We start from the raw sequence: 26,805 nt of genomic DNA, 5'->3' as shown, positions 1-26,805 counted from the left end.
ACAGAAACGCGAGGAAGAGGAGGGGGCTGCGCCCGAAAAAGGGGAGCGGGCGCAGCCGTTGCGTCGGGTGGTTACTGCCAGCCGTAGTGGCGAGCGAAGAAGCCTTTCATCGCCTGCGTTAGCATCATGTAGCCGCAAAGAATGGCGATGAGCCATGGGAAATAGCTCAGAGGCAGTGGCTGTAGCTCCAGGAACCCGGCCAGCGGTGAGAAAATCAGCGCGATCCCCGTCGCCATAATCAGCAGCGTCATCATCGCCAGCGGCCATGACGGTCGACTCTGAATGAACGGGATCTTACGGGTACGGATCATATGTACGATCAGTGTCTGCGACAGCAGTCCTTCAACAAACCAGCCAGACTGGAACAGCGTCTGCATCTCCGGCGTGTTGGCCTGGAAGACCCACCACATCAAAGCGAACGTCATCACGTCAAAAATAGAGCTGATCGGACCGAAGAACACCATGAATCGACCAATATCTCCGGCATTCCAGCGCTGCGGGCGGCGAATCTGCTCATCGTCCACGTTATCGAACGGGATGGCGATCTGGGAAATATCGTACATCAGGTTCTGGATCAGCAGATGCAGCGGCAGCATGGGCAGGAACGGCAGAAATGCGCTGGCGATCAGCACGCTGAACACGTTACCGAAGTTGGAGCTGGCCGTCATCTTGATGTATTTCAACATGTTGACGAAGGTTCGGCGGCCTTCAATGACCCCTTGCTCCAGCACCATCAGGCTTTTTTCAAGCAGGATGATATCGGCCGCTTCCCGGGCGATATCCACCGCAGAGTCGACGGAGATACCGATGTCCGCCGCGCGAAGCGCGGGGGCGTCGTTGATGCCGTCGCCCATGAAGCCGACGACATGTCCCCGCGCTCGCAGCAGACGCACAATGCGCTCTTTGTGCATCGGCGTCAGCCTGGCAAACAGCGTGGTGGTTTCTGCCTGAGCCGAAAGCTCCTCGTCGGTCATCTCATCGAGGCGGCTGCCGATCAACGTCTCCGAACAGTCGATGCCGACGTCGCGGCAGACCTTGGCGGCCACGAGTTCACTGTCCCCGGTCAGAATTTTGACCGTGATCCCGCTGTTTTTCAGCGCTTTCAACGCCGGGGCGGTGCTTTCTTTCGGCGGATCGAGGAAAGCGATATAGCTTCCAGAATCAGATCGGACTCATCCGCGCGGGCATAATCCCGCGGCTCGGCGTCGATCACCTTGCTGGCGACGGCGACCACGCGCAGACCCTGGCGATTCCAATCGTCGGTGAGATGACGGATCCGCAGCAGCCGGTCCTCATCCAGCATTAGGGTGTCTTCACCGAGTCTCACTGAGGAGCAGACGCTCAGCATTTCATCCAGCGCGCCTTTGCAAATCAGCTGATGCTCCCGATCGTTTTCGGCGACGACGACCGACATGCGGCGGCGCTCGAAGTCGAACGGAATTTCGTCCACTTTGCGCCAGCGGGAAAGAATGTCGTGCTGCTCTTTATTGGAAACGCCTTCCAGTACGGCTTGATCGAGCAGGTTGCGCAGCCCGGTTTGATGCGCGCTGTTCAACCACGCCAGACGCAGCACCTTTTGGCTGCAGCGCCCGAACGCGTCGGTATGACTTTCCAGCGCAATGCGATCCTGTGTGAGCGTGCCGGTCTTGTCGGTGCAGAGAATATTCATCGCGCCGAAGTTCTGAATGGCGTCCAGACGTTTGACGATCACTTTTTGGCGAGAGAGTTTTACCGCGCCTTTCGCCAGCGTCGAGGTGACGATCATCGGCAGCATTTCCGGCGTCAGGCCGACGGCGACCGATAGCGCGAACAGCGCCGCTTCCCACCAGTCGCCTTTGGTGTAGCCGTTAATGACCAGCACGATGGGCGTCATGACCAGCATGAAGCGGATCAGCAGCCAGCTGACGCGGCTGATGCCTTTCTGGAACGCGTTTTCCTGCTCGGGTTGAAGCGTTATCCGGCCTGCCATCTGGCCGAACCAGGTATTGGCGCCGGTGCCGATAACGATCGCCTGCGCGGTGCCGCTGATGACATTGGTGCCCATGAAGCACAGGGTATCGCTTTCCAATGCGGGGGCGTTTTTCGCCAGACGGCTGTGCGCGACTTTTTCCACGGGCAGTGACTCACCGGTCAGCGAGGCCTGACTGATAAACAGATCGCGCGCCTGCAACACACGCAGATCCGCCGGGATCATGTCGCCCGCCGCCAGCTTGACGAGGTCGCCCGGCACCAGCTGATCCAGCGGAATTTCCTGATATTCGCTGCGTCCGGTTTGCTCATCGCATCTCAGGACGGTGGCGGTATTGCTGACCATCGCTTTCAGCGTGTCGGCGGCTTTGCCCGAGCGTGCTTCCTGAACAAAGTGAAGCAGCGTCGAGATCAGCACCATCAGCCCAATGACCAGCGCCGCGGTCAGGTCCTCCGTGGCGTAGGAAATCAGCGCCAGCAACGTCAGCAGCAGGTTGAAAGGATTGCGGTAGCAGCGCCACAAATGCAGCCACCAGGGCGCGGCTTGCTCGCCGGGGATCTGATTTTCACCGTAGGTCAGCCGAGCCTGACGGACTTCGTTAGGCATCAGCCTTCGGGATGGCTGTCAAAAGCCTGATAGAGCGCGTCCTCACTCAGCCAGGCGTAGTGATGACACTGACGGGCGAGACGTTCCGGTATGGCGTTCGCCTGACCGTCGGGCATCGGCGCGCGGTGGAACAAACGAGAAGGCAGATGGCGGCTAATTTGAACGAGCCACTGCCGGGTGAGGCGTGTCAATAGCATAACAGTCCCTCCGCCACGACGTTATAACGTCGCAGCGTGATGACGCGCAGGGGAATGCCACCGGCGCGTCGGCATCATAGAATGAGCAGGGACGATAGGTGAACGTCGCTGCCTTACTTATTGGTCGGTAAGGCAGCGAGAAAAAGGGCTGTCTTACCGAAGAAGTCCTGCCTGAGCAGGGTGAGGTTCTGGTTCCATCACATTTCTCCGGGGTTGATGCCATTCCTGACGACGCGAGCGTGGGGTCAGAAGGCGAATTTCAGCTTAGGCAATAGCCGTTGAACGGCGGGCGCCAGTTTGCGGAGTCTCAAACTAGCAGATCGATCCTCAACCCAATCTAAACCGATGGCCGGGAGGCCCACTTGGCCGCGTTGCGCCACAAGGAGACTGGGTTAGGCGGTTAATTCAGGGTAAACTATTCTCACGATAAACGGAGGGAGCGGGAAAGGTTATGCATTGCCCATTTTGTTCTGCGGTTGATACCAAAGTGATTGATTCCCGGTTGGTTAGTGAGGGAGCACAGGTACGTCGACGTCGTCAGTGTCTGGTATGCAACGAACGTTTTACCACCTTCGAAGTGGCGGAACTCGTGATGCCTCGTATCATCAAAAGCAACGATGTGCGAGAGCCTTTCAATGAGGACAAACTGCGCAGCGGTATGCAGAAAGCGCTGGAAAAAAGGCCGGTCAGCTCCGATGACGTGGAAATGGCGATTAATCACATCAAATCGCAGCTGCGAGCCACTGGCGAGCGGGAAGTGACCGCGAAGATGCTGGGTAATCTGGTGATGGATGCGCTGAAAAAGCTGGATAAGGTCGCCTACATCCGCTTTGCCTCGGTTTACCGCAGCTTTGAAGATATTCGAGAGTTCGGGGAAGAGATCGCCCGTCTGCAGGATTAACCCCGTCATGCCGCACAGTCGGCGTTGAGAAGAGAGGCTGGGAATGACACTACCGTCGGATGAATTTTATATGGCTCGGGCGCTGGAACTGGCGCGCCGGGGGCGTTTCACCACTGCGCCCAATCCCAACGTCGGCTGTGTGATCGCCCGCGACGGCGAGATCGTTGGTGAAGGCTATCATCAGAAAGCGGGCGGTCCCCATGCGGAAGTCCACGCCCTGAGCATGGCCGGTGAGCGCGCGCGCGGCGCGACGGCTTACGTTACGCTGGAGCCCTGTAGTCATCACGGACGTACGCCGCCGTGCGCGGATGCCTTGATCGCCGCTGGCGTAACGCGGGTTGTCGCCGCGATGCAGGATCCCAATCCACAGGTCGCCGGACGAGGGCTGACGCGACTGCATCAGGCCGGTATTGACGTCAGCTATGGGGTCATGGCGGCGGAAGCCGAGCAGCTTAATCGCGGTTTTCTCAAACGCATGCGTACCGGATTGCCCTTTGTACAGCTCAAAATGGCGGCGTCACTGGATGGCCGCACGGCGATGGCTTCCGGCGAAAGCCAGTGGATTACGTCGCCGCAGGCGCGTCAGGATGTACAGCGTTTTCGCGCCGAAAGCTCTGCCATCCTGAGCAGCAGCGCGACGGTGCTGGCGGACGATCCTTCTCTGACCGTACGCTGGGAAGAATTCGATCCCGAGATGCAGCAGGCGTATCCGCAGGATCAGCTGCGTCAGCCCGTCCGGGTGGTCGTCGACAGTCAGGAACGCGTCACCTTCCGTCATCGTCTGATTCAGCAGCCGGGGTCGACCTGGCTGGCGCGTCAGAAGGCCGATGCGCAGGCATGGCCGTCATCGGTAGAACAGCTGGCGCTGCCATTGCAGGGCGAAGGGGTTGATCTGGTGGCGTTAATGATGCTGCTGGGCAAACGCGAGATTAACTCGGTGTGGGTCGAAGCGGGCGCACGGCTGGCCGGTGCGTTGCTGCGTGCCAATGTGGTGGACGAAGTGCTGCTCTACCTCGCGCCGAAGCTGCTGGGCGAGGCCGCGCGTCCGCTCTGCGTCTTGCCGGGATTGTCTCTGTTGTCCCAGGCGCCTGAGTTTTCGCTGGCGCAGGTGGCGCAAGTCGGTCCCGATCTGCGTCTGACGCTTAAACCGCAGTCCTGAGGCGGCGCTACAGGCGACTCGCTGTACAAAATATCGGCTGACAAAACCGGACACGACGCCGGAAGAATATGATAGAATCCGCCCCCCTGCGGGGCACTTAAACCAGTCAAAGGAAAGCTATGAACGTTATTGAAGGTGTTGTTGCTACTCCTAATGCCCGCGTGGCGATTGCAATTGCCCGCTTCAACCATTTCATCAACGACAGCCTGTTAGAAGGCGCTGTTGACGCTCTGAAACGCATCGGCCAGGTGAAGGAAGAGAACATCACCGTGGTATGGGTGCCGGGAGCCTACGAACTACCGCTAGCGGTACGCGCGTTGACCAAAAGCACTCAGAACGGCGGTTACGATGCCGTGGTGGCGCTGGGAACGGTGATCCGTGGTGGGACAGCCCATTTTGAATTTGTGGCTGGCGAATGCAGCTCAGGTTTGTCGCAGGTTGCCATGAACAGCGACATTCCCGTGGCTTTCGGCGTACTGACGACTGAAAGCATTGAGCAGGCTATCGAACGCGCCGGCACCAAAGCGGGTAATAAAGGCGCAGAAGCTGCGTTGACCGCGCTTGAAATGATTAATGTATTACACGCTATCAAGTAAGCCTGATTAAGTAAGGGGTATTTCCGTGAAACCTGCTGCTCGTCGCCGCGCCCGTGAATGTGCGGTTCAAGCGCTTTATTCCTGGCAGTTATCTAAAAATGATATTGCCGATGTTGAACTAGAATTCCTGAGCGAGCAGGATGTCAAAGGCGTTGACATCACCTATTTCCGCGAGCTGTTGACCGGGGTGGCGACGCAGGCCGAGCGTATGGATGAGTTAATGACGCCATACCTGTCCCGCAAGCTGGAAGAACTGGGTCAGGTGGAAAAAGCGATCCTGCGTCTGGCGGTCTTTGAACTGAGCCGTCGCGATGATGTGCCGTATAAAGTGGCCATCAATGAAGCCATCGAACTGGCTAAAGTGTTCGGCGCTGAAGACAGCCACAAGTTTGTCAACGGCGTGCTGGATAAAGCAGCCCCACATCTGCGTAAAAAATAAGTCATTCGGGACCGGATTACCCGTCCCGAAAGTTTAAGCTTCGGTACGGTCTGGACGAGATATGGTTGCTGGTGAATTCGATCTGATTGCCCGTTATTTTGACCGGGTGAGAACAACGCGCCGGGACGTGGAACTGGGCATCGGAGACGACTGTGCGTTGCTGACGGTGGCTGATAAAACGCAGCTGGCCGTCAGCACGGATACGCTGGTTGCTGGCGTACACTTCCTGCCGGATATCAATCCGGCGGACCTGGCCTTCAAATCTTTGGCCGTCAATCTGAGCGATCTTGCCGCTATGGGTGCCGATCCGGCATGGGTCTCCCTCGCCTTGACGCTGCCGTCTATCGACAGCGGCTGGCTGAAGGCCTATAGCGATAGCCTGTTCGAACTGCTTGATTACTATGACATGCAGCTGGTTGGTGGCGACACTACCCGCGGTCCGCTCAGTATTACCATGACGATTCAGGGACTGGTTCCGGCCGGACGCGCCCTGCGTCGTGATGGCGCGCATGTCGGCGACTGGATCTACGTGACAGGAACGTTGGGCGACAGCGCTGCGGGCCTGGCCATTTTGCAGGATCGCCTGCAGGTCGAGGACGACGAACGGCGACGCTTCCTGTTACAACGTCATCTCCGACCTCAGCCACGCATCTTGCAAGGGCAGGCGCTACGTGGTCTGGCGCATTCCGCCATCGATCTGTCCGATGGCCTGGCTTCCGATCTCCGCCATATCCTCACCGCCAGCGAATGCGGCGCGCATATCAATCTGGATATGCTGCCGTACTCCGAAGCGCTGCAGCAGTCGGTGGATGCCGATTGCGCCGGGCGTTGGGCGTTGGGCGGGGGAGAGGACTATGAGCTTTGCTTCACCGTGCCGGAGCTCAATCGCGGCGCGTTGGATCTGGCGCTTAGCCACCTCGGCGTGCGCTATACCTGCATCGGACAGATGTGTCCGGCGGCCGAAGGGCTGCGTTTCTTCCAACACGACGAACCCGTCGATATCGACCTCAAAGGCTATGACCACTTTGGTGAGTGAAAATAAAGGCTCGCGTGAGGCGAAAAGCCGTCTGCGAATGCTGAACCCGTGGCATTTTCTGGCGACCGGGCTGGGGAGTGGCTTATCGCCCTGGATGCCGGGAACGGTAGGATCGCTGGCGGCGATCCCGCTGTGGTACCTGATGATTCTGCTGCCGTGGCAGCTCTACTCGCTGCTGGTCATGCTCAGCATTGGTATCGGCGTGTACCTTTGTCAGCGTACCGCGAAAGACATGGGCGTTCACGATCACGGCAGCATCGTGTGGGACGAATTCGTTGGAATGTGGATCACCCTGATGGCGCTGCCTTCCATGCATTGGGGCTGGGTTGCTGCCGGATTCGTGCTGTTCCGCGTGCTGGATATCTGGAAGCCGTGGCCCATTCGCTGGTTCGACCGTAACGTGCATGGCGGAATGGGAATTATGGTAGACGATGTGATTGCTGGCGTCGTGGCCGCGGCCATCATCTATCTGCTCGGCCACTCTCTGCCGTGGTAAATGCGCGCCATCGCTAGCGCACGAGCCCGTCCCGGTTTATTACTTCTTTTGCCGATTCCCCGCCTGACGCTGTTGCGTCGGCGAGGAATCAGCGCTTAGCCTGTGATTAGGCCAGCCAGTCTCGAATGCTTTTCTCAATACCCGCGGCATCCAGACCTAGGTCGGCGCGGACCTCTTGCTGCGATCCCTGAGAGATAAACCGATCCGGCAGGCCCAGATTCAGCACCGACACGGGTCGACGATTCGCCATCACCCACTCGTTCACGCCGCTGCCTGCTCCGCCCATCACCGCATTCTCTTCCAGCGTCACCAGCGCGTCGTGGTTTGCCGTTAGCGTTTCAAGCAGCTCGATGTCCAATGGTTTGACAAAACGCATATCTACCAGCGTCGCATTCAGCTTTTCCGCCGCTTCACGCGCTTCGGGCAGTAGCGTCCCGAAGTTCAGAATGGCCAGCTTCTCGCCTTCACGACGCACAATGCCTTTGCCGATCGCCATCGATGTCAGCGGCGTCGGCTCGACGCCCAGACCACTGCCGCGCGGATAGCGAACGGCCACCGGCCCATCCTGATAGTGATAGCCAGTATGCAGCATCAGGCGGCATTCATTCTCGTCGCTCGGCGTCATGATCACCATATTGGGGATGCAGCGCAGGAACGAAAGGTCGAACGCGCCCTGATGCGTCGGCCCATCGGCGCCCACGATGCCGCCGCGGTCGATCGCGAACAGGACCGGCAGCTTCTGAATCGCAACATCGTGAATGACCTGATCGTAGGCCCGCTGCAAAAAGGTGGAGTAGATCGCGACGACCGGCTTGTAGCCGCCTATCGCTAATCCGGCCGCGAAGGTTACCGCATGCTGTTCGGCGATCGCTACGTCGAAATACTGTTTGGGATACTGGCGAGAAAACTCGACCATCCCGGAGCCTTCCCGCATGGCTGGCGTGATCGCCATCAGCTTGCTGTCGCCCGCAGCGGTCTCCGTGAGCCACTGTCCGAAAATTTTGGAGTAGGTCGGCAGTGCTTCCTTGCTCTTTGGCAGCATCCCGCTGGCCGGATCAAACTTAGGCACGGCGTGCCAGCTGATCGGATCCTGCTCGGCGGGCGCATAGCCGCGGCCTTTCTTGGTCATAATGTGTAGCAGCTGCGGCCCTTTCAGGCTCCGCATGTTTTTCAGGGTCTGCGTTAGCACGTTGACGTCATGGCCGTCGATGGGGCCGATGTAGTTGAAGCCCAGTTCTTCGAACAACGTGCCGGGCACGACCATCGCCTTGAGATGTTCTTCGGTGCGGCGAACCAGTTCCTTGATGGGCGGCATGCCGGACAACACCTTTTTGCCGCCTTCGCGCAGCGTGGAGTACAGCTTGCCGGACAGTAACTGCGCCAGATGATTATTCAGGGCACCGACGTTTTCGGAAATCGACATTTCATTGTCGTTGAGCACTACCAAGATATCCGGGTCGATATCGCCCGCATGGTTCATGCTTCGAACGCCATCCCGGCGGTGATGGCGCCGTCGCCAATTACGCACACGGTACGCCGCCCCAGACCTTCACGATCGGCGGCGACCGCCATGCCAATACCGGCGCTGATGGACGTAGAGGAGTGACCGACGCTTAGTACGTCGAACTCGCTCTCCTCACGCCAGGGGAACGGGTGCAGGCCGCCTTTCTGCCGGATGGTCGCAATACGATCGCGTCGTCCGGTCAGAATTTTGTGCGGATAGGCCTGATGGCCTACGTCCCAAATCACGTGATCAAACGGCGTGTTGTAGACGTAGTGCAGAGCCACCGTCAATTCCACCGTACCGAGACCGGAGGCAAAATGCCCGCTTGAACGGCTCACGCTGTCCAACAGGTATTGCCGAAGCTCATCGCACAGTTTCGGCAGACTTTCTTTGGGCAGCAGGCGCAGTTCGTCCGGGTTTTCCACCAGCGCCAGCGTTGGGTATTTCGCTATATCAAGGGTCATCGGATACTCATTAAGCGGTGTCTTATGTTGAAATTATTTATCGCGTTCAACGATGTAACTCGCCAGCGCCCGCAGCGGCGCAACGTCCAGTGCAAGGGAACTGACTTTGACCAGATCGTCCAGCGCCTCCAGCGAGTCCTGATAGAGACGTCGCGCCTTGTCTTTCGCCTCATCCAACCCCAATAGCCCCGGATAGGTGCTTTTACCCAGTTGCTGATCGGCTCCCTGGCGTTTGCCGGTGGTGGCGCTGTCGCCGATGACATCCAGGATGTCATCCTGTACTTGAAATGCTAATCCGATGGCGGCGGCGTAACGGTCGAGACAGGGCAATGCCTGTCGGCCCGCGTCGCCTGCGGCCAGAGCGCCCATCCGTATGGCGGCCCGGATCAGCGCTCCGGTTTTATGGCTGTGAATCTGTTGCAGCGCGGCTAAATCAACCTGATGTCCTTCGGCGATCAAGTCCAGCGACTGGCCGCCGCACATGCCCGCGACGCCACTGGCCTGCGCCAGCTCGGACACCATCGCCAGACGGTCGCGGTCGCTGACCTGCGGCATCGGCGCATCCGCCAGAATCGAAAACGCCAGCGTTTGCAGCGCATCTCCGGCCAGAATCGCACTGGCTTCGCCGAAACGAATATGGCAGGTCGGCTGCCCGCGACGCAGATCGTCGTTGTCCATGGCGGGCAGGTCGTCATGAATCAATGAGTAGGCGTGTATGCACTCGACGGCCGCCGCTGGCGCATCCAGACTTTCCAGCTTGAGGCCAAAAAGCTGACCGGTCGTATAGACCAGAAACGGACGCAGCCGTTTACCCCCCAGTAATGCCCCATAGCTCATAGCCTCAACCAGAGGAGTATTCTGAAATGGCAGGTCGGCGATAAACCGGCTCAGCGTGGCGTCCGTGCGCTGATGGTGGGCACGCAGTTGCTCAAAGAATTCTGTCATGACGTGACTCTACTCGTTATCCGGGGTAAAAGGCGTCAGGGCCGCTTCAGGTTCATCGTTAAGCAGGATCTGCACGCGCTGCTCCGCCTGCTGCAGCTTCAACTGCCCTTGGCGCGCCAGCTGGATACCTTGTTCAAACGCCTGCAGCGCCTCTTCCAACGGCAGATCGCCCGACTCGAGGCGGGCGACGATGTGTTCCAGTTCGTTCAGCGAATTCTCGAAACTAACGGGTGGTTCGTTTTTTTTCGGCATAGTCGGTTTTGGGTCCTGTTCCTACGTATCGGCGCGCAAAAGGGTGGCCGTCGTTCGTCGTTCCGCATCGTGCATTTGTGCGGTTAAGGCGCGCCGTATGCCGCAATTAAGTGATATACTCCGCGCCCTGGATGCTATTGGTAAGACTGCCGGAGCAACGACACTATTACCAATAACGTGATTTTAGCCTTAGGGTAAAATTATTTACGCCTTTACGATCAAGTAACGACAGCCACCATGAAGTTTATCATTAAATTGTTCCCGGAAATCACCATCAAAAGCCAATCTGTGCGGTTGCGCTTTATCAAAATCCTCACAGGGAACATCCGAAACGTTTTAAAACAGTATGATGAAACGCTGGCGGTTGTCCGTCACTGGGATCATATCGAAGTTCGTGCTCAAGACGAAAGCCAGCGCGCCATTATACGCGATGCCCTGACGCGTATTCCGGGGATTCACCACGTCCTCGAAGTGGAAGAGCACGACTATACCGATCTGCACAATATCTTCGAGCAAACGCTAGCCATGTACCGCGATCAGGTGGAAGGCAAAACCTTCTGCGTGCGCGTTAAACGGCGCGGCAAGCACGACTTCAGCTCTCAGGACGTTGAGCGCTATGTCGGCGGCGGCCTGAACCAGCACATCGAAAGCGCGCGGGTCAATTTGACCTCGCCGCAGTTCACCGTGCATCTGGAAATCGAGCAGGATCGCCTGCTGCTGATTAAAGGTCGCTATGAAGGCATCGGCGGCTACCCGATTGGTACGCAGGAAGATGTCCTGTCGTTGATTTCGGGCGGTTTCGACTCCGGCGTGTCCAGTTACATGCTGATGCGTCGCGGTTGCCGCGTGCATTACTGCTTCTTCAATCTGGGCGGCGCCGCGCATGAAATCGGCGTTAAACAGGTTGCTCACTATTTGTGGAACCGTTTTGGCAGCTCGCATCGCGTTCGCTTTGTCGCCATCGATTTTGAACCGGTGGTCGGCGAAATTCTGGAGAAAGTCGACGACGGTCAGATGGGCGTTGTACTGAAACGCATGATGGTGCGGGCGGCGTCGAAAGTGGCCGAACGCTACGGCGTGCAGGCGCTGGTGACCGGTGAGGCGTTGGGACAGGTATCCAGCCAGACGCTCACCAACCTGCGTATGATCGACAACGCGACGGATACGCTGATCCTGCGTCCGCTGATCTCGCACGATAAAGAGCACATCATCAATATGGCGCGCCAACTGGGCACCGAAGACTTCGCCAAGACCATGCCGGAATATTGCGGCGTGATCTCAAAAAGCCCAACGGTGAAAGCGGTGAAAGCCAAAATCGAGCACGAAGAGAGTCAGTTCGACTTCGATATTCTCGATCGCGTCGTGAGTGAAGCCCGCAATCTGGATATCCGTGAGATCGCCGAACAGACCACGCAGGACGTGGTGGAAGTCGAAACGGTAGATGCATTCGCCGCTAACGACATCTTGCTGGATATTCGCTCTCCAGACGAACAGGACGATCGCCCGCTGTCGCTGGAACAGGTCGACATCAAGTCGCTGCCGTTCTACAAACTGGCGACCCAGTTTGGCGATCTGGATCAGAGCAAAACCTATCTGCTCTACTGCGAACGCGGCGTGATGAGCCGTCTGCAGGCGCTCTATTTGCGCGAGCAGGGCTTTAATAACGTGAAGGTTTATCGCCCCTGAATCCGGTTAAGCGATAGAAAAAAGGCGCCTTGGCGCCTTTTTTTATGCATGGAATATCAATCCTGATAATTGTAGATGCCCGGCGGCAGCACCAGCTGAGCGGCGACGTCGGCTGCTTTGGCCTTGCCGACCAGCAGGTCAATCAGCTTCAGGGCGAAGTCGATGCTGGTGCCCGGTCCCTGGCTGGTCAGCAGGTTGACGCGTGGGTCGAACGCGACGCGTTTATCCAGCCATTTCTCTTCCGGGATCTGCGATTTCAGCCCCGGATAGCCGGTCATGTTCCCGACCGGGAAGAGCTGGTGATACTCCAGCACAATGGCAGGCGAGGCGCAGATCGCGGCGACGATGTTGCCTTCCAGGTGCGTCTGGCGCAGGCGCTCAATCAGTAGCGGGCTGTCGCGAAAACACTCGGCGCCTTCCAGACCGCCCGGCAAGACCACCGCGTCAAAGGCGCGATCGGCTACGGCGACCAGCGGAACCTCCGCCAGAATACGCACGCCGCGCGAACAGGTGATGTTCAGATCGCCATCGCTGGCGACGCTGGCGGTGGTCACCTGAATACCGGCTCTGACCAGCAGGTCGATGGTGGTGACCGCTTCGATTTCCTCGCTACCAGGGGCCAGGCAAACCAGTACCGATGCGCTCATATTCACTCTCCTTTTTCTTAATCTGTTCGAACAGGCGGCGGTTCTCCGGCAGCGTTAAGCCGTGAGCTCGACCGCGTTTCAGCAGGTATCCGGTGATGTAATCAATCTCGGTGTGCCGCTGCGCGATTATATCCTGCAGCATCGATGAGGTATTGGCCGCCGTGTTGTGGATAATCTGATAGAGATAGATTAACAGGCTTTCGGTCGAGGTGTGCAGCCCCTCCCGGTCCATCACCTGCGCTATCTCCTGACATAGCGACGTCAGTTCCTGCGGACGAGACGCCAGCTCGCCGTTGGAGCAACGGTATAGCGCAGTCAGCGGATTGATGACGCAGTTGGCGGCCAGCTTCAGCCAGCAGGTGGCGGTGATGTTGTTGTGCCAGGCCACGTCCGGCAGGGCCTGCTGCAGAATGTCCGCTAGCGAACTCTGGTCGTCTATGCCGTTGACGCCGCCGATGTGAGTTGTGCCTGCGGCGATATGCGTGACGGCAGTGCGATCGCGTCGTGCGGCGTGAGTGGTGATGCCAGCCAGCACCGGCTGGGTTAACTTCGGCAGTTCCTCCCACGTTCCCATTCCGTTGTGCAACAGCAGGATCGTACAGTTCGGACGCAGACGCGGCAGCAGGGACGAGACGGCGTCGGAAACCTGCCAGGCTTTCAGCGTCACCAGTAATAGCTCGCTCTGCGCCAGATGATCGGGATCGTTGGCGGTCAAGTTCAGGTTGCAGTGTTCGCCGTTGAGCGTGATCACATTCACCGGACAGTAGGGACGGGGGATGCGCAGCCAGCCTTGGACGTCGTGCCCTTGCTGATGAAGAGCGGCGAGCCAGAGTTGCCCGATGGCGCCGCAGCCGAGGACGGTAATTTTCATGCCTCTCTCCCAGGTGAAAATGAAAATGTGATCTGCATCACTTTATACATGATAAGCCATCGGCCATTGTTTTGTCCGCCGTATTCGCCGCCTATGGAGGGCGGTCTCTGTCAGGCTCCGGCGACCATTTTGCTTATGACCGGCGAGCGGGTATCATGCTCGGCAGCCTTTTTGTGTCAGGAGATAAATCATGCCATCTTTCGATATTGTTTCGGAAATTGATATGCAGGAAGTCCGCAATGCGGTGGAGAATGCGTCACGCGAGCTGAGCACCCGCTGGGATTTCCGCAATGTACCCGCCAGCTTTGATCTGAATGAGAAAGCGCAAACCATCAAGATGGCGAGCGAGTCAGATTTTCAGGTTAAACAGCTGGTGGATATTCTGCGGGAGAAACTGGCTAAACGCGGTATCGAAGGGAGTGCGGTAGACGTGCCTGAAGAGCTTGAGCACAGCGGTAAAACCTACAGCGTGGAAGCCGGTCTGAAGCAGGGGATTGAGACTGCCCAGGCGAAGAAGCTGGTCAAGCTGATCAAAGACAGCAAGCTGAAAGTGCAGGCGCAGATTCAGGGCGAACAGGTACGTGTGACGGGTAAGTCCCGCGACGACCTGCAAAACGTGATCGCGCTGGTGCGCGGCGCGGATCTGGGTCAGCCTTTCCAGTTCAATAATTTCCGCGACTAAGCGGACTTCCCGACAGAAGCTAAAGGCCAGCTATGCTGGCCTTTCTCGTTTTAAAGCGTCATCAGACGCGTATTGCCTCCCGCCGCTGCCGAATTGGTGCAGATCGCGCGCTCAATCAGCAGGCGTTCAAGCCGAATCGCGCTGTCTCCGCTGCTTAGCCCCTGCACGGATACGATAGGGCCGTGTCTGGCAGCCAGCTGGGTGCAGACGTTATGCAACGATACAGCGTTGCCGTGATGGATCACCGCGTCGAAAGGCTGTTCGTAAAGCGTAGAGACCGGCGTAATATCGATCACCGCTTTCACGTCGGCGGGCAGTTTCTCATAGAGCGCAATGTTCACGGAGGTGTCCGGCCACAGCATTTTGCCTCCTACGCTGGTGACGGCCGCCAGTTGGATCAGCAAGTCCTGTGGATTCAACGCTACCCCCAAAACCCGTTCTCGAGGCAAAAGCCGATAGTCGTTGTCTTCGCCGGTCGGACCGGGAAGGGCGCTCACGGTATAGCCCGCGCTGTTTTCTTTGAACGTTTTGCAACATTGCAGCAGCTCGCTGTTTTGCTGCTGTTCCGCCCAAGCCTGCAGCGCCGTATGGGCGTTAAAGACGCCGGGCTTCGTCGGCAGGGCTTCCGGGCCGGCAACCGCAGTGTAGCGTAAGCCTTGCAGCGAGGCATTGGCAGGGCACTGGCTCAGCAGACGATACAGGTACAGCGGCCCGCCCGCCTTGGGCCCGGTGCCGGAGAGTCCTTCGCCCCCGAAGCTGAACGCCGACGACGGCGCCTACCACATTGCGGTTGATATACACATTTCCCACGTCGATACTTTCCGCCACTTTGTTGATGGTGCGGTCGATGCGAGAGTGAATGCCGAAGGTGAGACCATAACCCAATGCGTTGATTTTATTCACCAGCTCCGGCAACTGGCGGCTGTCATAGCGCAGCACGTGCAGCACTGGACCGAATACCTCTTTTTTCAAGTCTTCGATGGCGTTGATTTCGATAAGTGCAGGCGTGATGAAGTACCCCTGAGCGTCGTCTGTGACGTCGCGCATCGCGGTGTGACTAGCCTGAAAGACAGGAAAACCTTTATCGCGCATCGCGCTGATGTGCGCGCGGATGGCGCCCATCGCCTCTTCATCGATAACCGGGCCGATATCCGTTGAGAGCTGTTCAGGGTTACCCATCTGATATTCGACCATCGTGCCGCGCAAGGCTTCGAGCAGCGATTCGGCGACGTCATTCTGGATACATAACAATCTTAACGCCGAGCAGCGCTGACCGGCGCTATCAAACGCGGAAGTCATACAGTCGATGATGACCTGTTCCGGTAACGCGGACGAGTCCACGATCATGGCATTGATGCCGCCGGTTTCCGCGATGAGGGGGATCGGGCGCCCGGCTTCATCCAGACGTCCCGCAATCTGTTGGTTGATTGACAGGGCGACGGCGGTAGAGCCGGTGAACATGACGCCTTTGACCTTTTCGTCGGCGATCAGCGGCGCTCCGACGGTTTCGCCGCGCCCTGGCAACATCTGCAAGACATCGTTGGGAATACCGGCTTCATGCAGGATATTCACGGCGAGGTAGGCGATCAGCGGCGTTTGCTCGGCCGGCTTGGCAATCACCGTATTGCCGGTCGCCAGCGCAGCGGCTATCTGGCCGGTGAAAATGGCCAGAGGGAAGTTCCAGGGGCTGATGCAAACGATGACGCCCAAGGGGACGTGGCTGTCATTATCGAATGTCTGCTGAACCTGTAGGGCGTAATAGTTGAGAAAATCCACGGCTTCGCGAACTTCGGCGATGGCATTGCTGTAGGTTTTGCCCGCCTCTCTGACCAACACGCCGATGAGTTCGCCGATGCGTTGCTCCATCAATTCGGCGGCGCGGATCAATTTTTCCGCGCGGATCGACGGAGAAATGGCAGCCCACTGGCGCGTCGCCTGTTGCGCTGCCTCGAGAGCATGGGACACATCGGTGGGGGTGGCTTCGCAGACGGTGCCCACGACATCGTGCGGATCAGCCGGATTGATGATATCGATTGGCGACGCGAGCGGAGAGCCTGTCGCCGTGATGGGCTGCGCGTGGATCTTTTCCTGCGCGCGCTGTGCCAGGGTCGTGAATAGCTCGTGCAAGCAGGCTTCGTTATACAGGTTCAGTCCCCGCGCGTTTTCACGCGCCGCGCCGTAGATATCTCGCGGCAACGGAATGCGAGGGTGGGGCAATCCCAGCTGGTGTTCCGTTTTCGCCAGCGCGGCGACGGTATTGACAGGGCTGGCGATCAGACTGTCGAGCGAAACCTCCGGGTCGGCTATCTGATTCACGAAGGAGCTGTTGGAGCCGTTTTCCAGCAACCGGCGGACCAGATAGGGCAACAGAGTTTCGTGCGAGCCCACCGGGGCGTAGATACGGCAAGGACGATTTAGGTGGTCCGCGCCGACCACTTCCCGGTAGAGCGGAACGCCCATGCCGTGGAGGCACTGAAACTCGTACTGATGCGGGGTAAAGGTTTCCCCCGCCAGATAAAAGATGGCCGCCAGCGAATGCGCGTTGTGCGTGGCGAACTGGGGATAAAACAGGTCCGGCTCCGACAATAGGGCGTTCGCGCAGGCAGATAGGAAACGTCGGAGTAGACCTTGCGCGTAAACACCGGATACGCGTCAAGCCCGGCGACCTGCGCGCGTTTGATCTCACTGTCCCAGTAAGCGCCTTTGACCAGACGCACCCGCAGGCGTCGCTGGGTTTGGCGAGCCAGATCTTTCAGGTAGCCGATGACGCTGTAGCAGCGCTTCTGGTAGGCCTGAATGACAAAACCGATGCCGTTCCACGATTGTAATTCGGGCTCCTGACACAGCTGGGTCAGCAGATCCAGCGAGACGTCCAACCGGTCGGCTTCCTCGGCATCGATCGTAATCGCGACGTCATAGGATTTGGCGAGCAGCACCAGCGACTTCAACGTCGGGTACAGTTCGCTGAACAGCCGTTCATACTGGTGCAGCGTATAGCGGGGATGCAGCGCCGAGAGTTTGAGTGAAAACTCGGTGCCGTCATAAATCCCTCTCCCTCGGCTGTGCTTGCCAATGGCGTGCAGCGCCTCCTGACAGCGTTGAACGTAGTTGTCGGCGTCCTTCTGGGTCAACGCCGCTTCGCCCAGCATGTCGAAGGTGTAGGTAAATCCGGCTTTTTCGATGCGGGTTATCGATTGCAGCGCCTGTGAAATGGTTTCTCCGGTGACGAAGTGTTCGCTCATGACATGCATGGCGACGTCCATGGCTTTGCGGATCAGCGCGGAAGAGGCGGTCGCGATAATATTATTCACGCTGTGAGATAAGGCGTGTTTGTCGCCGTAACTGACGACCGAACCGGTGACGAGCAGTCCCCATGTTGCTGCGTTGATAAACAGCGACGAGTTTTTGCCTAAATGAGATTTCCAGTTCTGGCCCGAGAGTTTGTCGCGAATCAATAAGTCGCGGGTATCGTCATCCGGGATACGCAGCAGGCTTCGGCCAGACACATCAGCGCAACGCCTTCCCGTGAGGACAGGGAATACTCCTGCAATAGGTTTTGGATCATCGATTCGCGATCTTTACTGACTTTCTTTTTGCGTAACGATGAGGCCAATGAATGGGCTAACTGGTGGATTTTGTGGTCGGTTTCGTCAGGTATGTCGAGGGTATCAAACAGAGAGGACACCACTTCCTGCTCTGGCTGGTCCCAGACCTGCGCGATGGCTTTTCTCTTGTCATCTCTGGAGGTCCAATGCGCTGATAGCTCGGCGAACGGCGAAATTTTTTCTCTGTCCATAACCTCATCTCTTGCGATATCGATAGCCATAATAAACCTCACGTTACTTAATCTTAGTCTACGGCGGGAAAGCAGCCGCTACGGTAATCAGCCCATCCATCGTTCGTGGTGTTACAGCGCGAGGGTCGTCAGCGCACTTTTCTGGTTGTGAAGAAACTTCACTAATCTCTCGTCCGTGGAATGCAGGATGTCATTGGGGGCGCCGACGGCGAGAATCTCGCCTTCCTCCATAAAGACAATGCGGTCGGAAATTTTGAATGCGAAGGACATTTCGTGAGTCACGATCACCATCGTCATCCCCTCGTTAGCGAGGTTTTCAATGACTTTCAGCACGTCGCCGACCAGCTCCGGGTCCAGCGCCGAGGTCGGTTCGTCAAACAGCATGATAGACGGCGTCATCGCCAGCGCCCGCGCGATGGCCACGCGCTGCTGCTGGCCGCCGGAAAGCTGGTGGGGGTATTTATGGGCGTGTTCGAGCAGCCCGACTTTTTTCAGCAGTGTTAGCCCTTGAGCCAAAATATCGTCTTTGGCGCCGGTGTGATGGTAGAGCGGTGCGAACATCACATTCTCCAGCGCGGTCATGTGCGGGAAGAGGTAAAACCCCTGAAAAACCATGCCGATTTTCTCAGCCTGTTGGTAATAGTGCTGCGTTGGCCTGCCGTTATCCGTGGGATGAAGGAAAGGTTGGTCATCCAGCAGAATTTTCCCGGCATCCAGCGACTCCAGACCGTTCATAGTGCGGATTAACGACGTTTTTCCCGAGCCGGAAGGGCCGATGATGGCGATCACTTCGCCTTTTTTGATGGCGAGGTTGATATTCTTCAGCACCGGCTTGTTGCCGTAGCGTTTGCAGATCCCCTCCAGCGCCAGGGTGACGCGGTGTTTGTCGCTGGCATATTTACGGGCGGGCTGTAACGCGGGTGCCGGCGGTTGCGCCTGCAGCAAGGCGAGTTCGTGATCGCTTAACCCCCGAGCTTTCCGGCTGCCGGTGTCGAGCCATTTTTCCAGCGCGGTCACCAGCCGATCAAAGACGGTCACGATGAAGATGTAGTAACACGACACCGCGAGCAGCGTTTCGATAACCTTGAAGTTCTGGGTATATAGCCGCTGCCCTACCAGAAGAATTTCCCCGAGAGAAATGACGGAAACCAACGAGGTCAGTTTGACGATGACGATGAATTCATTGGCCAGCGCGGGAAGCGCGATACGCATCGCTTGTGGAATGATGATGCGTTTTTGTATTCCGGCGTAATTGATATTGAGGGATTTCGCCGCTTCCAGCTGCCCCTTGTGTACGGACATCAGGCCGCCGCGATAGATCTCAGCGATAAACGCGGATTCACACAGCACCATCGCGATCAGCCCGGAAACAAACGGCGATGACAGCAGATCAGACGTGGACGTGAAAAACTGCGGCAGGTTATAGATGAGGATAATCAACACCAGCAGCGGCAGGCTTCTGAAAAACCAGATATAGATTTTGGCGAGCGCCCGCAATGGCAGGAAATGGGATTGTTTCGCCAGCGCCAGAACGAGGCCAAGAATATTACCGCCGACCCAGGAGCGACGCTCAGCGCAATCACGACCAGCGTGGCTTGCCAGAAATCAGAATAAGAGAACAGCTCAAAGAAATAATGAGTATCAAAATCCATAGTTTATCCTGTGATGAAATTGGCGCTGGCATCAGCGGTAATGCATCTGGATGGCTCACCGGAATAACACGCATGATGAAACGCGACGGCCGTGCTTTCTGTTCGCGATGATGTGACGACGGCGAATCGGTGACGTCCTGATCGTCACGCCGTCACAGTCTGTCAGGGCGCATAGGAAGCCTGACTGACGATGCCCCCTCTCCACACGTTTAACCCGCATCGGTGGGAGAAGGGCGCGGATGATGATTTACTCCAGCGTACCGTTCAACGCCGCCTGTACTTCGCTGGGGGAATACGCCTTCAGGTTGTATTTCTTCAACAGCTGCGTGTATTCCGGCGACTTGATCACCTTCTGGACGGCAGTATTAAGGCTGCTGAATTTCTCCTCGTTGCCTTTCTTCACGCCCAGGCCTATCAGAATGGGATAGACGATCCCGCTGCTAACCGTCAGTTTCTGGGTTTTGTTGGCGACGTCAAAAGCCACCGCCGCGTCATCAAACTGAACGTCTACCGCCCGCGACAGCACGGCCTGACTGGCTTCGGGCGCAGTGGGGAATTCGCGGATATCGATCGGTTTCAGCCCTTTATCCACGCACAGCGTTTTAGAACCCTGCGACATCTTCAGCACCCACGCCGCTCCGCTGATAGAACTGACTTTTTTACCGCACAGCATGCCGAGTTCCGTCGGCTGAAACGGATCGCCTTTTCTCGCGATAAGGACGCCGCCGGTTTTGACGTAGGGGATGAAATCGATCTGTTTTGCGCGTTCCGGCGTGATGTAAAGCGAAGAGGCGATCACGTCAAATTTGCCCGTATTCAATCCCATAATCAGATTGGCGAAGCGCGTATCGATAAATTCGGGTTGGGTTTTAAGTTCAGCGGCGACGAGCTGGATAAACTCGGCATCAAATCCCGCCGGTTGATGATTATCAAGATAGTTGTAAGGAGGGTAGGTAAGGTCGGCACCGACTTTTAGCGGCGCGGAAAAGGCCGGTGTGTTCGCCAGGGCACCCAGCGCGGCGCAGAAACAGAGCGCCTTTCTGAGCGTGAAAAAAGCGGAGTTGAGCGGTTTTTTCCCAATCATGATGATGTCCTTATTATGCGGTAAGCCAGCCTGCTGTGTGGGGGACGCCCTGTTGACTAAGCATATACCATGCCATTTCCTCACCATGGGGTTCATTGCGGCACTTCGTCTGCGCCAGGGCTGACGAAGAACGACAGGACAGCGCCTGTTGTCCGGGATAGTTAAGAAAAAGTAATCAATTTATCTTCCAACGACGTTCAGATCTCAACAAAGAGGACGAGGACGGTGCCTGGTTTATCTTTGCGGTATCGTGCAGGTGAGTGGTTTAGGGGAATGGGAAATGTTCAATCGTTGTGCGGCTGCACAGACGCGGTGCGGCGTGTGGTGCAACGCGGGTATCAGAAAAAGGTGTCTGAATTGACGGGTTTTTTGGCCTGAAAATATCGGAACGCCCCTCGCGTAACGGGCGTTCCCAGGTCAGCAATGTGTAGAAAGTGGCAGGATGCGTGTGAGGTATTACACCGATGCCGTATCGATCCACTGTTCCAGCGTTTTTCTGTTGGTCTGCTTGGTGTCAATTTTGACATAAGCGCTCTGCTCGTGAGGCACAATGATGACCTCGGCGACGCCCGGCAGGCCACGCATCTTTTGCTCAAGCTGGAGGTCTTGCAGCGTATGCTCGGACAGGGTGAGCCGCAGGCTGCTGAGATAGGGCGGTTCCTTCATGGTGAAGCTGAGTATCAGCCAGCCCAGCGCGATAACGGCCCCGGCGCTAAAGACCAGCGCGGCGCCGTACAAGTCGAAGAGCGCGCCGCCCAGACTGCCGCCAATCGCAACGCCGATAAACTGCGTGGTGGAGTAAACGCCCATGGCGGTGCCTTTGTACCCGGCCGGAGCTTCTTTACTGATGAGTGAAGGCAGCAGGGCCTCCATGACATTGAATCCCAACAGAAACAACTGAATGCCGATGATAATGCGCCACAGCTGGCTGCCTTCCGCGCTGAGTAATACCAGCTCGGCGGCGATCAAAATGATGATGCAGACGATAAAGACCTGTTTCATGCGGCGTTTCAGTTCGGCATAAATGACGAAAGGCACGACGGCGACGAACGAAATCAGCATCGTCGCCAGATACACTTTCCAGTGATCCTGAGGCGGGAGCCCTGCTTGTTCCATCGCCCTCGGCAGCGCCACGAAGCTCGACATTAACAGGATATGCAGGCACATGATGCCGACGTTCAGCTTCAGCAGTCGGCTATTCGCCAGCACTTTTCTGACGCTGCCGCGTACAATGGCCGACTCGCGATTAAGCACATGTTGAGAGGCATTCGGGATAAACGCGAGCGTGATAACGATGGCGATAACGGAAATGAGGGCGATCCCCCAGAACAGGGCATGCAGGCCCAGCGCATGGGTGACGATAGGGCCGATCACCATTGCGATGGCAAAGGTGACGCCAAAGCTGACGCCGATGAACGCCATCGCTTTAGTGCGGTTCTGCTCACGCGTTAAATCCGACAGTAAGGCCATGACCGCCGCGGAGATGGCTCCCGAACCTTGCAGGGCGCGGCCAAGAATAATGCCCCAGATCGAGTCACTGAGCGCGGCGATAACGCTACCGGCGGCGAACATCAGCAGGCCGCCGACGATGAGGGGTTTACGCCCGATGCGGTCCGACATCAGCCCGAAGGGAATTTGGAAGAGCGCCTGCATTAGGCCATAGATGCCGATGGCGACGCCTATCAGGAATTCGCTGGCGCCTTGCAACGCCATGCCGTACGTGGTCAACACCGGGAGGACCATGAACATGCCCAGCATGCGTAGTGAAAAGACCGTCCCCAGTCCCCACGTTGCCCGTAACTCGGCAGGTGTCATTCGGTTATCGTTCATCTATACCTCGGGTGTTTTTCTGGCGCTATTTTAGAGCCTCTGACGCACGCGCGTAAATGCGCGTTTTGTTACCTGATTTGGCGGAGTCGGAGAGAAATAAAAAAACAGACGGCAAGCCGTCTGTTTTTTGTCTGCACGCTGACATCCTTAGCGAAGGTAAGTCAGCATCGCTTCCTGAGTAGGCGTGATGGAGTCAATCGACATCATCACGCTCAGCGAGGTGATGGCGACGATCGAGAACACGAACAACTTCTTGGCCCAGAGGCGATCGTCATTCAGGTTCTTGTACCCGGACAGCGCCATACCCAGCCACCACAGGCTGACCGCCGCTGCAACCACCAGATATTTGTATCCGGCGTAACCGCCCAGAGAAAGCATCAGCGTGGCAATCATAAACGCCAGAATGTACAGCGTAATATGATGCTTCGCGACGGAGATCCCTTTGACCACCGGCAGCACCGGAATATTGGCGGCCTGGTAGTCTTTGAAGCGGAAAATGGCGATCGCGTAGGAGTGGGGCATTTGCCACAGGCTGAAAATCAGCAGCAGGATCAGCGCGCCAGCGTCGAACTGGTTGCTGACGGCGCAGTAGCCAATGACCGGCGGGGCCGCGCCAGACAGGCTGCCGATCAGCGTGCCGTAGACCGAATGCCGTTTCATATAGAGGCTGTAGACGCCGACGTACACGATAAAGCCAATCACCGCCAGCCACATGGCCAGCGGATTCGCGGCGATATACAGCAAGGCAAAGCCCGCAATACCCAGCAGCGCGGCATACGCCAGCGTCACCTTCAGCGAAATCAGCCCTCGCACCAGAACGCGGTTTTTGGTTCTCTCCATTTTTTTGTCGATATCGCGGTCGATGACGTTGTTGAAAACGCAACCGGAAGCCACGACTAGCGACACCCCGAAGAGCGTCGCGATAAACAGGGAATAATCAATGCTGCCGTTGGCCGCGAGTAAAAATCCCCCGATGACAGAAATCAGGTTGCCAAAAATAATGCCCGGCTTGGTGACCTGTAGGTATTGCTTAATCATCATTGTGACGGTCCAGTTACTGAATCATCATGTTGTGATGGGTGTTCCACATAATCCATATAGAACCCCCAACTACAATCGCGATAATCAGGGCGGTAAAGACAAGCGCGACAACGTTCCAGCGCTCTTGCGACGACGTATTCAGGTGCAGGAAGTACACCAGATGGACCAGAATCTGTACGACGGCGCAGCCGACCACGGTCAGCAGAATGATGTGCGTCGCCGCGGCGCCCGTCATCACCATCGCGAAGGGGATCACGGTGAGGATGATGGACAGGATAAAGCCGGTCAGATAGGACTTGGCGGTGCCGTGGCTGGCGCCCGCACTGTCATGCGTTGAATGACTCATTACATCGCCCCCATCAGATAAACAACGGTGAAGACGCAGATCCACACCACGTCAAGGAAGTGCCAGAACAGGCTGAGGCACATCAGGCGGGTTTTGTTCGTCGCGGTCAGACCGCGGCGGGAGACCTGAATCATCATGATAGCCAGCCAGATCAAGCCGCTGGTGACATGAATACCGTGCGTGCCGACCAGCGCAAAGAAACCGGACAGGAACGCGCTGCGATCCGGACCGTATCCTTCTGCAATCAGGTGATGGAACTCGTAAAGCTCCATGCCGATGAAGATCAGGCCGAACAGGAACGTCAGCGCCAGCCACTGGTTAACCCGAGACTTATCGCCTTTGTTCATGGCGATCATCGCCATGCCGTAGGTGATACTACTGAACAGCAGGGCGAAGGTTTCGACCAGGACGAACGGCAGCTCAAAAATGTCTTTACCCGTCGGTCCGCCGGCAACGCCGTCCACCAGGACGGCATAGGTGGCGAACAGCGAGGCAAACAGGATGCAGTCGCTCATCAGGTAGATCCAGAAGCCAAACACTTTCGTGGCTCCCGCATCGTGATGCCCATGCTCTGCATGGGCGTTATTCGTGTGACTCAAAGTATCAGTGGACATTTTTCACGCCTGCCTTGCTGAGTTTCTCGAAATTTGCGTTTTCAATGCGCTCGATTTCTTCCACGGGAACGTAGTAGTCCACGTCCTGATTGAAACTGTGCACAATCCAGGTCGCTATCATGCCGACGAAACCGACGGCGGCCAGCCACCAGATGTACCAGATCATGGCAAAACCGAAGACCAGAGCGAAGGCGGAGATGACCAGACCCGCGGCGGTGTTCTTAGGCATATGAATTTCTTCATAGCCGCCGTTCGGCCGACGATAGGCCTCGCCCTTCTCTTTCTCTTCCCAGAATGCATCACGGTCATGAACCTGCGGAACGACCGCAAAGTTATAGAACGGGGCAGGGGAGGATGTTGCCCACTCCAGCGTACGCGCATCCCACGGGTCGCCGGTCAGGTCGCGGTTCTGTTCGCGGTCGCGGATACTGACAACGAACTGAATCAGCTGACACAGGATACCCAGCGCAATCAGCGCGGCACCGGCCGAAGCTACCATCAGCAGCGGGTGGAATTCCGGGTTGATCTGCTGGCTCAAACGACGCGTCATGCCCATGAAGCCCAGCGCATACAGCGGCATAAAGGCCACGAAGAAGCCGATGATCCAGCACCAGAAAGCACGTTTACCCCAGGTTTCGTTCAGGGTGAAGCCGAAGGCTTTCGGGAACCAGTAGGTGATCCCTGCGAAGCAGCCGAACACCACGCCGCCGATAATGACGTTATGGAAGTGGGCGATCAGGAACAGGCTGTTGTGCAGCACGAAGTTCGCGCCCGGTACGGCCAGCAGTACCCCGGTCATCCCACCGATAGAGAAGGTGATGATGAAGCCGATGGTCCACAGCATCGCCGAGTTAGGCTGAATGCGTCCCTGATACATCGTGAACAGCCAGTTGAAGATTTTCACCCCGGTCGGGATGGAAATGATCATGGTGGCGATGCCGAAGAAGGCATTCACGTTCGCGCCGGACCCCATCGTAAAGAAGTGGTGCAGCCATACGATAAACGACAGCACGGTGATGGCGATGGTCGCCCACACCAGTGACGTATAGCCGAACAGCCGTTTGCGGCAGAAGGTCGCGGTCACCTCGGAGAACACGCCGAAGACCGGCAGCACCAGGATGTACACCTCAGGATGGCCCCAGGCCAGATGAGGTTGATGTACATCATCATGTTGCCGCCCATATCGTTGGTGAAGAAATGGGTGCCCAGATAACGGTCCAACGTCAGTAGCGCAATGGTGACCGTCAGGATCGGGAATGCTGCGATGATCAGGACGTTAGTGCACAGTGATGCCCAGGTGAAAACAGGCATCTTCATCATGCTCATGCCGGGCGCGCGCATTTTCATGATGGTGGCGAAGAAGTTCACGCCGGTCAGCGTGGTTCCCAGCCCGGATATCTGCAGACTCCATATCCAGTAGTCGACCCCGACGCCGGGACTGTACTCCTTACCCGAAAGGGAGGATAGCAACCCAACCCGTCTGGGCGAATTCACCCACACCCAGCGAGATGTTGACCAGGATGACCCCGGCGACAAACATCCAGAAACTGAGCGAGTTCAGGAAAGGGAAAGCAACGTCGCGAGCACCGATTTGCAACGGAACGACCAGGTTCATCAGGCCGACCACGAACGGCGTCGCCACGAAGAAAATCATGATCACGCCGTGCGCGGTAAATATCTGGTCGTAGTGGTGAGGTGGAAGGAAACCGGCCTCACCGGCCGAGGCCAGCGCCTGCTGAGTACGCATCATGATGGCGTCGGCGAAGCCGCGCAGCATCATCACCAGGCGACGATGACATACATGATGCCGATTTTCTTATGGTCAACGGAAGTGAACCATTCGGTCCACAGCCATTTCCATTTGCCGAAATAGGTGATTAAAGCCAGCAGCGCCAGCCCACCTAGAATGATTGCTGCCACGGTGACCATGATAATAGGTTCATGGTACGGAACCGCATCAAGAGTTAATTTTCCGAACATCGTATTATCCCT

Annotated in this window: 18 protein-coding genes and 5 pseudogenes; 8 read left to right on the top strand and 15 right to left on the bottom strand. The window is 57.2% G+C overall.

Annotated features, from left to right (window positions below):
- Positions 1–71 precede the first annotated feature (71 nt).
- Positions 72–2,772, bottom strand: a pseudogene (gene mgtA / locus AU509_RS13045) (magnesium-translocating P-type ATPase).
- Between the two features lie 451 nt (positions 2,773–3,223).
- Between mgtA and nrdR the strand changes: the two are divergent.
- The 6 genes from nrdR to pgpA all read left to right on the top strand — a co-directional run bounded on the left by nrdR (position 3,224) and on the right by pgpA (position 7,399).
- On the top strand, positions 3,224–3,673 hold the full coding sequence (gene nrdR / locus AU509_RS13040) for a transcriptional regulator NrdR (protein ID WP_026738810.1): 450 nt from the start codon (positions 3,224–3,226) through the stop codon (positions 3,671–3,673).
- Between the two features lie 43 nt (positions 3,674–3,716).
- Positions 3,717–4,832 carry a bifunctional diaminohydroxyphosphoribosylaminopyrimidine deaminase/5-amino-6-(5-phosphoribosylamino)uracil reductase RibD gene (ribD, locus tag AU509_RS13035; protein WP_085651691.1) on the top strand — a complete coding sequence of 372 codons (1,116 nt, stop codon included), beginning with the start codon at positions 3,717–3,719 and terminating at the stop codon, positions 4,830–4,832.
- Between the two features lie 119 nt (positions 4,833–4,951).
- Positions 4,952–5,428, top strand: coding sequence for a 6,7-dimethyl-8-ribityllumazine synthase (gene ribH, locus AU509_RS13030; protein WP_026738812.1), 477 nt, complete (start codon positions 4,952–4,954; stop codon positions 5,426–5,428).
- A 25-nt stretch (positions 5,429–5,453) separates the two neighbouring features.
- Positions 5,454–5,867 (top strand): transcription antitermination factor NusB, encoded by a 414-nt coding sequence (gene nusB / locus AU509_RS13025; protein ID WP_085651693.1) that lies wholly within the window; start codon positions 5,454–5,456, stop codon positions 5,865–5,867.
- A 61-nt stretch (positions 5,868–5,928) separates the two neighbouring features.
- The gene (gene thiL, locus AU509_RS13020; RefSeq protein WP_085651694.1) at positions 5,929–6,903 is read left to right on the top strand and encodes a thiamine-phosphate kinase; all 975 of its coding nucleotides are present in this window, start codon (positions 5,929–5,931) and stop codon (positions 6,901–6,903) included.
- Positions 6,884–7,399, top strand: coding sequence for a phosphatidylglycerophosphatase A (pgpA, locus tag AU509_RS13015; protein ID WP_085651695.1), 516 nt, complete (start codon positions 6,884–6,886; stop codon positions 7,397–7,399). The genes thiL and pgpA overlap by 20 nt, the downstream gene beginning before the upstream one ends.
- 106 nt (positions 7,400–7,505) lie before the next feature.
- On the opposite strand, the pseudogene dxs reads toward pgpA, so the two are convergent.
- The 3 genes and pseudogenes from dxs to xseB form a co-directional block, all read right to left on the bottom strand.
- Positions 7,506–9,367, bottom strand: a pseudogene (dxs, locus tag AU509_RS13010) (1-deoxy-D-xylulose-5-phosphate synthase).
- A gap of 33 nt (positions 9,368–9,400) precedes the next feature.
- A complete protein-coding gene (ispA, locus tag AU509_RS13005; protein ID WP_094118534.1) occupies positions 9,401–10,312 on the bottom strand; it encodes a (2E,6E)-farnesyl diphosphate synthase in 912 nt (303 codons plus the stop codon).
- A 9-nt stretch (positions 10,313–10,321) separates the two neighbouring features.
- Positions 10,322–10,564, bottom strand: a complete 243-nt coding sequence (gene xseB, locus AU509_RS13000; protein ID WP_085651698.1) for an exodeoxyribonuclease VII small subunit — start codon at positions 10,562–10,564, stop codon at positions 10,322–10,324.
- Positions 10,565–10,801: 237 nt separating this feature from the next.
- Here xseB and thiI point away from each other — a divergent pair, with 237 nt between their 5' ends.
- The gene (gene thiI / locus AU509_RS12995; RefSeq protein WP_085651699.1) at positions 10,802–12,250 is read left to right on the top strand and encodes a tRNA uracil 4-sulfurtransferase ThiI; all 1,449 of its coding nucleotides are present in this window, start codon (positions 10,802–10,804) and stop codon (positions 12,248–12,250) included.
- 56 nt (positions 12,251–12,306) lie between these two features.
- Here the strand turns inward: thiI and yajL are convergent, their stop codons facing one another.
- Positions 12,307–12,897 (bottom strand): protein deglycase YajL, encoded by a 591-nt coding sequence (gene yajL / locus AU509_RS12990; RefSeq protein ID WP_094118533.1) that lies wholly within the window; start codon positions 12,895–12,897, stop codon positions 12,307–12,309.
- Positions 12,860–13,768: a 2-dehydropantoate 2-reductase gene (gene panE / locus AU509_RS12985; RefSeq protein ID WP_085651701.1), complete on the bottom strand. Its 909-nt coding sequence runs from the start codon at positions 13,766–13,768 to the stop codon at positions 12,860–12,862. The genes yajL and panE overlap by 38 nt, the downstream gene beginning before the upstream one ends.
- Positions 13,769–13,958: 190 nt before the next feature.
- On the opposite strand from panE, the gene AU509_RS12980 reads away from it, so the two are divergent.
- Complete coding sequence (locus AU509_RS12980; protein WP_085651702.1) at positions 13,959–14,450, top strand: YajQ family cyclic di-GMP-binding protein; 492 nt, start codon at positions 13,959–13,961, stop codon at positions 14,448–14,450.
- Between the two features lie 50 nt (positions 14,451–14,500).
- Here the strand turns inward: AU509_RS12980 and AU509_RS19145 are convergent, their stop codons facing one another.
- The 9 genes and pseudogenes from AU509_RS19145 to cyoB form a co-directional block, all read right to left on the bottom strand.
- Positions 14,501–14,947: a proline dehydrogenase gene (locus AU509_RS19145; protein ID WP_457920373.1), complete on the bottom strand. Its 447-nt coding sequence runs from the start codon at positions 14,945–14,947 to the stop codon at positions 14,501–14,503.
- A gap of 97 nt (positions 14,948–15,044) precedes the next feature.
- A pseudogene (gene putA / locus AU509_RS12975) lies at positions 15,045–18,252 on the bottom strand (bifunctional proline dehydrogenase/L-glutamate gamma-semialdehyde dehydrogenase PutA); the annotation flags it as partial.
- 105 nt (positions 18,253–18,357) lie between these two features.
- Positions 18,358–19,898, bottom strand: a pseudogene (locus AU509_RS18730) (amino acid ABC transporter permease/ATP-binding protein).
- 247 nt (positions 19,899–20,145) lie between these two features.
- Complete coding sequence (locus AU509_RS12965; protein WP_085651705.1) at positions 20,146–20,982, bottom strand: ABC transporter substrate-binding protein; 837 nt, start codon at positions 20,980–20,982, stop codon at positions 20,146–20,148.
- Between the two features lie 456 nt (positions 20,983–21,438).
- Positions 21,439–22,812, bottom strand: coding sequence for an MFS transporter (locus AU509_RS12960; protein WP_094118532.1), 1,374 nt, complete (start codon positions 22,810–22,812; stop codon positions 21,439–21,441).
- A 147-nt stretch (positions 22,813–22,959) separates the two neighbouring features.
- Positions 22,960–23,850, bottom strand: coding sequence for a heme o synthase (gene cyoE / locus AU509_RS12955; protein WP_085651721.1), 891 nt, complete (start codon positions 23,848–23,850; stop codon positions 22,960–22,962).
- A gap of 16 nt (positions 23,851–23,866) precedes the next feature.
- Positions 23,867–24,199 (bottom strand): cytochrome o ubiquinol oxidase subunit IV, encoded by a 333-nt coding sequence (locus AU509_RS12950; RefSeq protein WP_094118531.1) that lies wholly within the window; start codon positions 24,197–24,199, stop codon positions 23,867–23,869.
- Positions 24,199–24,813, bottom strand: a complete 615-nt coding sequence (locus tag AU509_RS12945) for a cytochrome o ubiquinol oxidase subunit III (protein WP_085651708.1) — start codon at positions 24,811–24,813, stop codon at positions 24,199–24,201. Before AU509_RS12945 ends, AU509_RS12950 begins: the two co-directional genes overlap by 1 nt.
- Positions 24,803–26,793: pseudogene (gene cyoB / locus AU509_RS12940) on the bottom strand (cytochrome o ubiquinol oxidase subunit I). Before cyoB ends, AU509_RS12945 begins: the two are co-directional and overlap by 11 nt.
- Positions 26,794–26,805 lie beyond the last annotated feature (12 nt).

It is taken from the genome of Lonsdalea britannica, assembly GCF_002111595.1.
Classification (GTDB): Bacteria; Pseudomonadota; Gammaproteobacteria; order Enterobacterales; family Enterobacteriaceae; genus Lonsdalea; species Lonsdalea britannica.
This window is presented reverse-complemented; position numbering and strand designations above follow the sequence as displayed.

What these genes read in the sequence shown, in the direction of transcription:
- nrdR (WP_026738810.1), top strand. Translation starts at nt 3,224, where the DNA reads ATGCATTGCCCATTTTGTTCTGCGGTTGATACCAAAGTGATTGATTCC.
- ribD (WP_085651691.1), top strand. Translation starts at nt 3,717, where the DNA reads ATGACACTACCGTCGGATGAATTTTATATGGCTCGGGCGCTGGAACTG.
- ribH (WP_026738812.1), top strand. Translation starts at nt 4,952, where the DNA reads ATGAACGTTATTGAAGGTGTTGTTGCTACTCCTAATGCCCGCGTGGCG.
- thiL (WP_085651694.1), top strand. Translation starts at nt 5,929, where the DNA reads ATGGTTGCTGGTGAATTCGATCTGATTGCCCGTTATTTTGACCGGGTG.
- pgpA (WP_085651695.1), top strand. Translation starts at nt 6,884, where the DNA reads ATGACCACTTTGGTGAGTGAAAATAAAGGCTCGCGTGAGGCGAAAAGC.
- ispA (WP_094118534.1), bottom strand. Translation starts at nt 10,312, where the DNA reads ATGACAGAATTCTTTGAGCAACTGCGTGCCCACCATCAGCGCACGGAC.
- xseB (WP_085651698.1), bottom strand. Translation starts at nt 10,564, where the DNA reads ATGCCGAAAAAAAACGAACCACCCGTTAGTTTCGAGAATTCGCTGAAC.
- thiI (WP_085651699.1), top strand. Translation starts at nt 10,802, where the DNA reads ATGAAGTTTATCATTAAATTGTTCCCGGAAATCACCATCAAAAGCCAA.
- yajL (WP_094118533.1), bottom strand. Translation starts at nt 12,897, where the DNA reads ATGAGCGCATCGGTACTGGTTTGCCTGGCCCCTGGTAGCGAGGAAATC.
- panE (WP_085651701.1), bottom strand. Translation starts at nt 13,768, where the DNA reads ATGAAAATTACCGTCCTCGGCTGCGGCGCCATCGGGCAACTCTGGCTC.
- AU509_RS12980 (WP_085651702.1), top strand. Translation starts at nt 13,959, where the DNA reads ATGCCATCTTTCGATATTGTTTCGGAAATTGATATGCAGGAAGTCCGC.
- AU509_RS12965 (WP_085651705.1), bottom strand. Translation starts at nt 20,982, where the DNA reads ATGATTGGGAAAAAACCGCTCAACTCCGCTTTTTTCACGCTCAGAAAG.
- AU509_RS12960 (WP_094118532.1), bottom strand. Translation starts at nt 22,812, where the DNA reads ATGAACGATAACCGAATGACACCTGCCGAGTTACGGGCAACGTGGGGA.
- cyoE (WP_085651721.1), bottom strand. Translation starts at nt 23,850, where the DNA reads ATGATTAAGCAATACCTACAGGTCACCAAGCCGGGCATTATTTTTGGC.
- AU509_RS12950 (WP_094118531.1), bottom strand. Translation starts at nt 24,199, where the DNA reads ATGAGTCATTCAACGCATGACAGTGCGGGCGCCAGCCACGGCACCGCC.
- AU509_RS12945 (WP_085651708.1), bottom strand. Translation starts at nt 24,813, where the DNA reads ATGTCCACTGATACTTTGAGTCACACGAATAACGCCCATGCAGAGCAT.